The organism is Candidatus Polarisedimenticolia bacterium, from assembly GCA_035764505.1.
Taxonomy (GTDB): domain Bacteria; phylum Acidobacteriota; class Polarisedimenticolia; order Gp22-AA2; family AA152; genus AA152.
The window spans coordinates 1-10,721 of sequence record DASTZC010000225.1 but is presented as its reverse complement, the minus strand read 5'-3'; the positions used below and the strand labels follow the sequence as shown (position 1 = coordinate 10,721).

Sequence of the window (10,721 nt, the reverse complement as noted above, 5' to 3'; positions counted from 1 at the left end):
AGGAGCCGTGGTGGGCGGCGGCATCGGCACGGCCATCGCCGCGGGCACCAAAGGAAAGAAGCTGGTGATTCCGTCGGGCACGGACCTGGTCATTACATTGGACCGGCCCCTCACCATCGCTGTCAGGTCGTAGATTATTCCATCCAGCATGACGCAAAGGCGCCGTCCGACCGCGACTCGTTCGTCGCGTTCGGGCGGCGCCCAGTTGTCTGTTCGAGCCAGTTCGGGATTCTCAACCCGTCGCCCTCATGCTTGGGCCGTGCGGCGCGCCCCCTCCTTGGCCGACTCCTCGGGAGTTCTCCCCTCCTGCCGCGCGATGACGTAGGCGGCGTACCAGTCCGACCAGTGATGCTTCGGGGCGGTCGGCTCGTATTCGCCGTGGCGCTTCTCCGCTTCCTGCAGAAAACCGGTCAGGGTCGCGACATCCAGGTTGCTGACTCCCCGTCCGGGAAGGCGCGTCGTGATCTCCTGCAGCAGCCAGCTGTTGCCGTCCGGATCGCTGAACGTGGCGAACGAGAAGTAGGAACGGCGCTCCGGATCCGGACCCGGCAGGCGCCCGCTCTTCTCGGAGACACGGATGAGGTTGCCCTCGAAGTGGAACACTTCGCTCACCTCGACGCCGCTTTCACGGAGCCCGGCGCGTGCGGCTTCGACGTCCTCGACGGCGAGGAACGTTCCCTGGATCGAGCCCGGCGCGGCGCTCGTGAGTCCCTTGCCGATGAAAACGGAGCAGGGAGAGCCAGGCGGTGTCAGCTGCACCACCCGCCAGTTGTCGCCGTTGGCAAAATCGGCGTCGAGCCGCCAGCCCAGGCCTTCGTAGAAGCGCTTGGCGCGATCGACGTCCGACACCGGGATGATGACAACCTCGAGCTTCTGAGCGATCCTCGCAGCGGGGGGATTCTTGCTCATGATGACCTCCGTGGTTCGTAAGCGAGAGATATCAGGTTCCTGTCGCACCTGGAGGCCCCGCCTTTGCCGCGAGCTCCTCGAGGCTTGCCCCGAGCACCCGGTTGAATGCCGGGAAGGGATGGATGACGTCGGCGAGCGCCTTCAGCGGAGTGCCCAGCTTGATCGCCAGCACCAGCTCTCCCAGGATCTCGCCGGCGCGCGGAGTGACCAGGGTCGCGCCGATCAGCACTCCGCGCCAGCGGTCGCCGACCAGCTTGAGCGCGCCCTGGTGGAAGTCATGGATGTAGCCGCGCGCCGCCTCGGCAGGATCGGCGCCGGCGACGATGACGTCGATGCCGCGGGCGCGCGCGGCTGCCTCCGACAGGCCGACCGAGGCGATCTCCGGATCGTGTCCAGGCCCGGGATGTCCGGGATCACCGCGGTGCTGCCGTTGGCGATCACCACGGCGCGGCGCGCGACAAGCTGCTCGCTTCCGACCGCGACCGTGCGCAGGTCGATCAGCTTCCCTTCACCGCGAAACAGTCTGGCGCCGGTCGCCTGCAGCGCGGCGGCCGGCCGGCTGTCATCGAGGTTGCGGGCCATCCATAGCACGCGTTTCGAAACTTTAGGGAAATCGACGGTCCATTCCACGCGTGACGCGGCCAGAGCGCGGGCGCGCTCGGCTTCGCTCAAGGTTTCACTGGAGCGCAGGAGAGTCTTGGAAGGGATGCAGCCCCAGTAAGGGCACTCGCCTCCCACCAGCTCGCGCTCGACGACCGCGAGCGTCAGCCCGCTGTCCTTGAGGCCGGCCGCGATCGCCTCCCCGGCGACGCCTCCTCCGAGGCACACGATGTCGAACTCTTGGGGCATGTCCTGACCTTTATGAGGTCCCCAGCATACTGCTCCTGCATCACCGGGACGAATGAGGCGTCACCCCGTCGTGTACTTTCTTGCCTGACATCTTCCCGAGACTACCGGTAGAGCCTGCTCAAAGGATCTCTTCGAACTGGCCGCCGGCGATCGGCGCGATGACGCGCGTTCCGCCGGGCACGGCGCCGACCTTCTGCGGAACCCCGACCGCGACCTGCAGATTCATCAGCAAGCGGGAATTCATGCGGCTTCCCCAAGGCAAGTGCGAATCCATCAAGAGTGATCGCGTGAGGCTCCCTGTATCACGGAGGGCTCTACGCAGGAGATCTTCTTGGGTCATTGTCGGCCGTTGTATACTTCGCTCCCCCAAGGTAATCGAATCGAGTCTTGGCGACAGGCAACGGCCCGGGGGGTAGCTTACCGTCGTCGTTTTCCCACTCTGCGTGATCATGCATGCCTCGTGCGGCGCTCCTCAGCTGTGAAGGTCTCACCAAGTCGTTCGGCGGCCCCGCGCTGTTCGAAGGGCTGACCTTCGCTCTCCACGAGGGAGATCACCTCGGGCTCGTCGGCCCCAACGGCGCGGGCAAGTCGACCCTGCTGAAAATCCTCGGCGGCTTCGAGAAAGCGGACACGGGGATCTGCAGCCGCCAAAAGAACCTTCGCATCGGTTACGTGCCGCAGACCCCGGTCTTCGCCCCGGGGAGGTCGGCGGAGGAAATCGTCGCGGAAGCGGTCGCGACCGATGAGCGGCTCGAAGATCACGAGCGACACCGGCGTGTCAGGCAGGCCCTGGGCAAGGCCGGGTTCACCGACCCCGGCATCTCGACCGACCTCCTCTCGGGGGGCTGGCGCGCCCGCCTCGCCATCGCGCGTGAGCTCGCCCGCGCGCCCGACCTCCTCCTGCTCGATGAGCCGACGAACCACCTGGATATCGACTCGATTCTCTGGCTGGAATCGCTGCTGCGGAACGAGCCCGGCGCGTTCGTCGTGGTCAGTCACGATCGCTACTTTCTCGAGAGGGTGGCGCGACGCATGCTGGAGATCAACCGGATCCATGAGGCGGGTCTCTTCCACGTGACCGGAACCTACGCCGACTTCCTGGAGGCGCGCGACGAGGCTTTGAGCAACCAGGCTGCCTACCGGGAGACCCTGGCCGGCCTCGTCCGCCGGGAGGTGGCCTGGCTGCGCCGCGGCGCCAAGGCACGTACGACCAAATCGAAGGCTCGCATCCAGTCGGCCGAGCACAGCATCGCGAGGCTGAATGAGAGCCGCGCTCGCAGCGCCGCACCGACCGTGGAGATCGAGTTCACGTCGTCCGGGCGGAGGACGAAGCGCCTCTGGTCCGGCGAGGGAGTGCGGATCGCGCTCGCCGGGAAAACGATCCTCGATCACCTCGACCTGCTGCTCACGCCGGGCATGCGCTGCGGCGTCCTTGGGCCCAACGGGTCGGGGAAGACGTCGCTGCTCCGGACGATCGTCGGGGAGATTGCTCCCGCTGCCGGGTCAATCCAGCGCGCCGAGGGCCTGCGGGTCGTCTATTTCGACCAGAACCGCGACATTCTCGACCCCGGGCTCACCCTCAAGCGGGCGCTGGCGCCCGAGGGGGACAGCGTCATCTATCGGGATCGCGCGCTCCATGTCGCAGCGTGGGCGAAGCGCTTCCTCTTCCAGGCCGGGCAGCTCGAGACGCCGGTGTCCCGCCTTTCGGGAGGCGAGCGTGCCCGGGTCGTCCTCGCCAGGATGATGCTCCAGCCGGCCGACCTGCTCGTCCTCGATGAGCCCACGAACGACCTCGACATCCCGGCGCTCGAGGTCCTGGAGGAGGCCCTGCTCGAGTTCCCAGGAGCCCTCGTCCTCGTGAGCCACGACCGGCATCTTCTCGATCGGGTGTCGACTCAGGTCATCGCGCTCGACGGCCGCGGCGGCGCGCAGGCTTTCGCCGATTACGGCCAATGGGAGGCGAACCGGCCGCCACAGCTCCCGCCCAGGAAAGACCCGCCACGTCCCTCGACGGCAAAGGTGCCGCCGTCCGCAAGCCGGCGGCTCTCCTATCTCGAGCAGCGCGAATGGTCCGGGATGGAGGCCGCCGTGCTCGAAGTCGAGACACGCCTCGCCGAGGCACGGCGACGCGCGGAGGATCCCTCCATCGCAACGGACGCGGAAATGCTGCAGAAGCGGCTCGCGGAGCTGGAGGATCTCCAGACCCAGGTCGACCGGCTCTACGCCCGCTGGGCCGACCTGGACGAGAAACAGAAGTAGCGATCGCCAGGCGAGGTCAGGGGCTCCCCTGGGGGCGGCAGGGGACATTCTGCCGGGGGAATCCCCATAATAATGATGCTCACGCCGAAACCGCGGCCCCGAGCTGGTCAGCCGAGAGAAAGCCGACCCTGACCGGCGGGACGGCTCACCGGCTCGTGGCCTCGCCTCGCCGTATCCTCTCCGCCTCCTGGCGCAGCCCCTTGGAGTCGAGCGCGTCGGCCAGATGCGCCCGGAATTCCTCGTCTTCCGGATTCAGCCGCAAGGCCTCTCGAAACGACGCGATGGCCGGATCGAGCTCGCCGCGGCCTTGCAGCACGATCCCGAGCGCGTCATGCGCAAAGGCCAGCCGAGGATTTTTCTCGAGGGCGGTCTTCAGCGCCCTGAGCGCCTCGTCAGGGCGGTCGGTCCGCGCGTGGAGCACGCCCAGGTTTGCCCATGCCACGGCATCGTCCTCGTTCAGCTTGACGGCCCGCTCCAGGACCCGCACGGCGTCGGCGGTGCGGTCGAGCTGAATGTACGCGAATCCGAGCTGCGACAGCGCATAGTCGTAATCCGGCTCCAACCGGACCGCCTTTTCGAGCTCTTCCACCGCGCCCTGTTGCTCGCCCTTCCTCAGGCGCGCCGCTCCCAGAACGACATGGCCGACGGCATCGCGGTCGTCATGCGCGATGGCGGCGGTGGCCGTGACGATCGCCTCATCGGTGTGTCCTGCATCGAGCTGCTCGGCGGCCTGTTGCGCGAGCGTCGCCGCCATCCGGAAGTGACGGACGGCGAAGAACGCCAGGATGACGATCCCCGCCATGAGAACGGCGCCGCGGGCCACCCGCCTTCTCTCCCGAACGTCCCTGGCGCCCAGCGCACCGAGCGTGAATCCGCCGAGCAGGCCTCCCACGTGTGCGGCATTGTCGATGGCCGGAACCGCCGTCCCGATGAGGAGGTTGTAGCCCACGAAGACGAACAGCCTCTTGCCCTGCGCCTTCAGCGCCTGCGGAGCAATCGGCAGGTTTCCCCTCTTGAAAGGCAGCAGCAGGGCCCCCACGACGCCGAACACCGCCGCCGAGGCCCCCACGCTCACCGTCTCGGGATGCCAGGCCAGGCTCGCTATCGAGCCGCAAAGACCGGCAAGCGTGTAGATCGCCAGGTAGAGGCGCCAGCCGAAAAGTCTTTCGGTTACGCGGCCGTAGGTGTCCAGACACCACATGTTCATGAAGAGGTGCACCACCCCGGCATGCACCCACATGGAGGTGAAAGCCCGCCATGGCTCGTGCGTGAACGTTCGGGGCCCCCAGTCGGCGCCGCTGCGCAACAGGACCTGACTGCTCGGCCCGATGAGTGCTTGGCCCTTCGTCGCAATGGCCATGCACGCCAGCACGAGAACGTTGATCCCGATGATGAGGCTTGTGGCGGGAGTAACCGTGCGGAGGGATACGTCCGGCAGCCGCACCTCCTCGCCGGAAGAATCCGGAGGTTGAGACGCCTCCGCGGCCTGGCAGGCGCCGCAAGTGTCGGCAGCTTGGCCGAAGCTGAAAGCAGGAAGCTCGCGCCCGCATCGAACGCAGTTGGACATGGAAACCCGACAATCCTGCCGTCAGCGGGGCGCGGCGCGTGACGGGCTAGGTGGCCTTCGTAATGCGCATCCCGTAGAAGGAGCGGCGCACGAAGAAGACCGACACCGCGAAGAAGGCCGCCGCCAGGACGTGCGTCAGGGTGCTGTTCCCCTGCTGGTAGGTCACGCTCACCGCCAGCTCGACGGCCAGGAGGCCGAACAGCGTGGTGAACTTGATGACCGGATTCATCGCCACGGACGAGGTGTCCTTGAAGGGATCCCCCACCGTGTCCCCGACCACCGTCGCGGCGTGCAGCTCGGTCCCCTTCTCCTTCAGGTCGACCTCCACGATCTTCTTGGCGTTGTCCCACGCGCCGCCGGCGTTGGCCATGAAGATCGCCTGGAACAACCCGAACAGCGCGATGGAGATCAGGTAGCCGATGAAGAAGAACGGCTCGAAGAACGCGAAGGCCAGCGTGCCGAAGAAGACGCTCAGGAAGATGTTGAACATCCCCTTCTGGGCGTACTGGGTGCAGATCTCGACCACCTTCTTCGAGTCGGACACCGAAGCCTTGGTCGCCCCCTCGAGCTTGATGTTGGCCTTGATGAACTCCACGGCGCGGTAGGCTCCCGTCGTGACCGCCTGGATCGAGGCCCCGGTGAACCAGTAGATCATGGCGCCGCCGGCGATGAGGCCGAGCAGGAAGGGGGGGTGCATCAGCGAAAGCTTGTCGATGTTGGTCGTCAGCCCGCTGGTGAGGGCCACGATGATCGAGAAGATCATGGTCGTGGCGCCAACCACCGCCGTGCCGATGAGCACCGGCTTCGCCGTCGCTTTGAAGGTGTTCCCCGCCCCGTCGTTCTCCTCGAGGTTGTGCTTGGCCCGCTCGAAGTTCACGTCGAAGCCGTACTCCTTCTTGATCTGCTCCTTGACGCCGGGGATCTGCTCGATGGTCGAGAGCTCGTAGACCGACTGGGCGTTGTCGGTCACCGGCCCGTAGGAATCCACGGCGATCGTGACCGGGCCCATGCCCAGGAAGCCGAAGGCCACCAGGCCGAATGCGAACACCGCGGGGGCCACCGGCAGGATCTCGCCGAAGCCCATGGTGCTGATCCCGTAGGCGATTCCCATCAAGGACAGAATCGCCATCCCCAGCCAGTAGGCGCTGAAGTTCCCGGCGACGAGGCCGGAGAGGATGTTCAGCGACGCCCCGCCCTCGCGTGCCGAGGCCACCACCTCGCGGACGTGCCCCGAGTTGGTGGAGGTGAAGATCTTGACCAGCTCCGGGATGACGGCCCCCGCGAGCGTGCCGCAGGTGATGACCATGGAGAGCTTCCACCAGAGGCTGCCGTCGCCGAGCTGCGGAATCAGCAGGTAGGACGCGACGAACGTGAGGGCGATGGACATGAACGAGGTCAGCCAGACGAGCCGGGTGAGCGGCGCCTCATAGTCCATCTTGTCGACCGTCCGGTACTGCCCTCGGGCCAGGGCCTCGTTGATCAGGTAGGAGGCGCCCGAAGCGATGACCATCACGATGCGCATCATGAAGATCCAGACCAGCAGCTGGACCTGCACCGTCGCACTCGTGACGGCGAGCAGGATGAACGAGATGAGCGCCACCCCCGTGACGCCGTAGGTCTCGAAGCCATCGGCCGAAGGGCCGACCGAGTCTCCGGCGTTGTCGCCGGTGCAATCGGCGATGACGCCGGGGTTGCGCGCGTCGTCCTCCTTGATCTTGAAGACGATCTTCATGAGGTCGGCGCCGATGTCGGCGATCTTGGTGAAGATCCCTCCCGCGATGCGCAGCGCCGCAGCGCCCAGCGACTCCCCGATGGCGAACCCGATGAAGCAAGGGCCCGCGTAATCTCCGGGGACGAACAGGAGGATGAACAGCATGATCACCAGCTCGACGCTGATGAGCAGCATGCCGATGGACATCCCCGCCTTGAGGGGAATGGCGTAACAGGGATAGGGCTTGCCGGCCAGGCTGGCGAAGGCGGTGCGCGAGTTGGCGAAGGTGTTGACCCGGATGCCGAACCAGGCCACGCCGTAGCTGCCGGCGATCCCCACCAGGCTGAACAGGAGGATGATCGCCACCTTGAGGGCGGGGAACTGCAGCAGGACCCCGAAGTAGAAGGCGATGATGACGCCGATGAAGGTCTCGAGGATCAGCAGGAACTTGCCCTGCTGCATGAGGTAGGTCTTGCAGGTTTCGTAGATCAGCTCGGAGATCTCGCGCATCGAGGCGTGCACCGGGAGGTTCTTGAGCTGCGCGTAGATCGCCATCCCGAAGCCCAGCCCGAGAGCGCAGACGACGAGCCCGACCAGCAGCAAGGTGTGCCCGTCGATCCCCCCGAGGAAGCTCACCTGGCTCAGGTCGGGAAGGACGAGGTTGGCCTCGCCGCCCGGCTTGTGCTCCGCGGCGCCGGACTCGGCGCGCAGGGGCGAGAAGGAGAACAGAACCAGCAGCAGGCCGAGCGCGGCGAACAGGAGCGGAGTCGCGCGTCGCGTGTCACCCCGTCGGGCACACTCCCGCCGAGCGGATGCGAATGTCATGCTGACCTCACAGAATGAGTCCCAGGTGGGCTGCCCGCCGAGCGGCGGACGCTTGGGTCACCCTAGATACCCTCCCGGGGGGCCGGAGAGTATACCGTAGGCAAGGGGGGCCTTGTCGATGCGGCAGTGCCCCTCAACGCAGCGGCCTGGATGGCAGCCTCCCCGGCTGCCTGCCGCCTCTTCGACCTTGGGCCGGAAGCATGCGCCAGGCCCGGACCTGCCGTTCTGCGAAGAGCCCGATGCCTTCCTGAAGCGCGTCGAAGCGTTCCTGTCGAAGTGATCGCCGGCGACGCTGCCGGCACATGCCGTGCTAGACTCCTCGAAGCCCATCACAGTCCTGGAGCCGTCGAATGCACTTTCGTCGCCTGGCAGGCTCCTGCGCCGCCATCCTGCTCCTCAGTCTCGCCGCGCAGCGGAGCGAGGCGAAAGATCCAAAACTCAAGGAAGTGCCATCCGCGCCCGGGGTCCAGCGGGAGCAGATCAACCTGGTCCTGATCGATGTGGTTGTCACCGACAAGAAGGGGCATCGCGTCGACGATCTGCGGCCCGAGGAGTTCTCGCTTCGCGTCGACGGCAAGCCCCATCCCATCGAATCCGTGGAGCTGCAATGGAGCGCAGGCACCCTCGTTAACGAACCCACCTCCGCTCCTGCGGAGAAAGCGCGGGAACGGGAGCCGCTCCTGAAACAGCAATCCAATCGCCGCTTCGTCTTCTTGCTCGACGGCTTGAACTGCGAGCGGGGACTGGGCGCCCCTGCCATCGAGGCGGTGCGGAAGTTCCTGCGGAAGGGCCTCCCATCGGGGGACGAAGTGATGGTCACCGGGCTTGGAAGAGATTTCAAGGTCTACCAGGAATTCACCTCCGACCGGGTCAAAATGCTGTCGGCGCTCGACGCCATCGAATCGGATCCCCGGATGCGCAATGCCGGTGAAAACCATGTGCATCAGAACATCATTCGGATGGAGGAGGAGAAGGAAAACTGCACCCGTTGCGACGCCCTCCAGAGAGAGCAAGCGGGCCAGCGCGTCGCGACCACCTTCGCCGACGAGGATGAAAGGCGCACCCGCCGGACGCTGGCCGCGCTCAGGGCTCTCGTCTCGTATCTTCATTCCGGCATCTCCCAGCGCAAGGAGGTGTTCTTCCTCACCGACGGCTTCTTCGCCGACCCGTTCGCTTTCTATGGAACCCCCGACATCCGCTCACGCGGGCGGGCGCTCTCTCCGACGGTGGCGGTCTCGAGTGAATTGAGGCTGGACGGCGAGATTCTGCGCCTCACACGCGAAGCGGCTGCGGCCCAGGTGGCGATTCATACGATCAATACCCAGGGAGTGACCCGTGGGTCGGTCGCCGGACTTCAGCACGTGCCCGATCGACCGTGGGCGACTCTCATCGAGAGCGACGCATCCAACACACTGTCGGGTTTCGCGCTGGGCACGGGCGGGGTCGCCTATCACGGCAACGACGACTTCGAAGCGGCCATGGTGAGAGTCGAGGAGGAAACCCGGGCGACCTACCGACTCGCGTATGTTCCTTCAGGGAATCCCGACGGCAAGTATCACGCCGTGAAGGTGGGCGTCCTCCGCAAGGGTCTTCAGGTCCGGGCCAAGGAAGGCCTTCTCTATCTGACCTCCGAGCAATTGCAGGAGAGCCAGCTCCTCGCGGCCTATCTCTCACCCGAGCTGTTCCGCGATTTTCCGATGACCCTCGAAGCGCGCAGCTATCTCCGGGATGGGACGAAGCCCGAGGTGGAGCTGGCGCTGGCCATCCCCGACGACTCGCTGCTCTTTCTGCCTCGAGCGGGCGAATATGCCGCCCGGCTCGAGGTGGGAATGGTCGTGCGCGCCGGAAAAAGCCAGGTTGTGGATCAGTTCAGCCGAACCGTGGAGGCGGTCCTCGGAGCCCAGGTCTTCGCCACGAGAGGAGCCTTGACCTTGCTGGCCAGCCGCCCCATCCCCTCCGGCGAATATGACACCGTCACGGTGGTGCGCGATCTGGGAACCGGAAACATCGGCGCCCTTCGCAGCTCCATCAAGGTTCCCACCTTTGCTCCCGGAAAGATCGCCATGAGCACGCTCCTCCTCGAGAGCGACGCGCAGCGCGGGCGGCGCGTCGACATCGATCCCTCGACGAAGGAGGACGAAGCCCTGGTCGTTCCCGCGGTCACCCGGGTCTTCTCTCGCGGCGCCAAAGTGGTCGGCTCCTGCCTCGTCTATCACCCGGAGCGGGACAAGTCCACGGGAGAAGCGCGCGTGAGAGTCCGTGGATCGATTCAGAAGGAAGGCGCCACGGTGCGGGAAATCGCCGATACGCTGCACACCTTCTCGGCCGAAGAGAAGGCCGACGTGATCCCCCTGCAGATCCCGCTTCCCCTATCGGATCTGGGCCTGGGAATCTATTCGCTCAACGTCCAGGCCCTCGACGAAATCGGCGGGCGAGGCGTCGTCCAGCGCGTCGATTTCATGCTCAAGTAAGGCGCTGGAGAAAAAAAGGGGCCGGCGGATGAGCTCCGCCAGCCCCCCTAAAAGGCGTTTCTTCAGTTTCCGCCGAAGGCGTGCTGCCTCAACCACCAGGGGATGTTGACCTGATTGGGGATTGTGGTCA

General features: G+C 65.8%; 8 protein-coding genes. 2 read left to right on the top strand and 6 right to left on the bottom strand.

What is annotated here, in order from left to right:
• Positions 1-246 precede the first annotated feature (246 nt).
• The 4 genes from VFW45_14810 to VFW45_14795 all read right to left on the bottom strand — a co-directional run bounded on the left by VFW45_14810 (position 247) and on the right by VFW45_14795 (position 2,002).
• Positions 247-909: a VOC family protein gene (locus VFW45_14810; GenBank protein ID HEU5182056.1), complete on the bottom strand. Its 663-nt coding sequence runs from the start codon at positions 907-909 to the stop codon at positions 247-249.
• A gap of 31 nt (positions 910-940) precedes the next feature.
• Positions 941-1,243, bottom strand: coding sequence for a hypothetical protein (locus VFW45_14805; GenBank protein ID HEU5182055.1), 303 nt, complete (start codon positions 1,241-1,243; stop codon positions 941-943).
• The gene (locus VFW45_14800) at positions 1,132-1,758 is read right to left on the bottom strand and encodes an FAD-dependent oxidoreductase (protein HEU5182054.1); all 627 of its coding nucleotides are present in this window, start codon (positions 1,756-1,758) and stop codon (positions 1,132-1,134) included. Before VFW45_14800 ends, VFW45_14805 begins: the two co-directional genes overlap by 112 nt.
• Before the next feature lie 118 nt (positions 1,759-1,876).
• Complete coding sequence (locus VFW45_14795) at positions 1,877-2,002, bottom strand: hypothetical protein (GenBank protein ID HEU5182053.1); 126 nt, start codon at positions 2,000-2,002, stop codon at positions 1,877-1,879.
• A 209-nt stretch (positions 2,003-2,211) separates the two neighbouring features.
• Between VFW45_14795 and VFW45_14790 the strand changes: the two genes are divergently transcribed.
• The gene (locus tag VFW45_14790) at positions 2,212-4,017 is read left to right on the top strand and encodes an ABC-F family ATP-binding cassette domain-containing protein (protein HEU5182052.1); all 1,806 of its coding nucleotides are present in this window, start codon (positions 2,212-2,214) and stop codon (positions 4,015-4,017) included.
• Between the two features lie 145 nt (positions 4,018-4,162).
• Here VFW45_14790 and VFW45_14785 read toward each other — a convergent pair whose 3' ends face one another.
• Both VFW45_14785 and VFW45_14780 read right to left on the bottom strand, forming a co-directional pair.
• A complete protein-coding gene (locus tag VFW45_14785; protein ID HEU5182051.1) occupies positions 4,163-5,461 on the bottom strand; it encodes a rhomboid family intramembrane serine protease in 1,299 nt (432 codons plus the stop codon).
• Positions 5,462-5,630: 169 nt separating this feature from the next.
• Positions 5,631-8,120 (bottom strand): sodium-translocating pyrophosphatase, encoded by a 2,490-nt coding sequence (locus VFW45_14780; protein ID HEU5182050.1) that lies wholly within the window; start codon positions 8,118-8,120, stop codon positions 5,631-5,633.
• Positions 8,121-8,470: 350 nt separating this feature from the next.
• Here VFW45_14780 and VFW45_14775 point away from each other — a divergent pair, with 350 nt between their 5' ends.
• Complete coding sequence (locus VFW45_14775) at positions 8,471-10,591, top strand: VWA domain-containing protein (protein HEU5182049.1); 2,121 nt, start codon at positions 8,471-8,473, stop codon at positions 10,589-10,591.
• The last annotated feature ends 130 nt before the right edge of the window (positions 10,592-10,721 follow it).

What these genes read in the sequence shown, in the direction of transcription:
- VFW45_14810 (HEU5182056.1), bottom strand. Translation starts at nt 909, where the DNA reads ATGAGCAAGAATCCCCCCGCTGCGAGGATCGCTCAGAAGCTCGAGGTT.
- VFW45_14800 (HEU5182054.1), bottom strand. Translation starts at nt 1,758, where the DNA reads ATGCCCCAAGAGTTCGACATCGTGTGCCTCGGAGGAGGCGTCGCCGGG.
- VFW45_14795 (HEU5182053.1), bottom strand. Translation starts at nt 2,002, where the DNA reads ATGAATTCCCGCTTGCTGATGAATCTGCAGGTCGCGGTCGGGGTTCCG.
- VFW45_14790 (HEU5182052.1), top strand. Translation starts at nt 2,212, where the DNA reads ATGCCTCGTGCGGCGCTCCTCAGCTGTGAAGGTCTCACCAAGTCGTTC.
- VFW45_14780 (HEU5182050.1), bottom strand. Translation starts at nt 8,120, where the DNA reads ATGACATTCGCATCCGCTCGGCGGGAGTGTGCCCGACGGGGTGACACG.
- VFW45_14775 (HEU5182049.1), top strand. Translation starts at nt 8,471, where the DNA reads ATGCACTTTCGTCGCCTGGCAGGCTCCTGCGCCGCCATCCTGCTCCTC.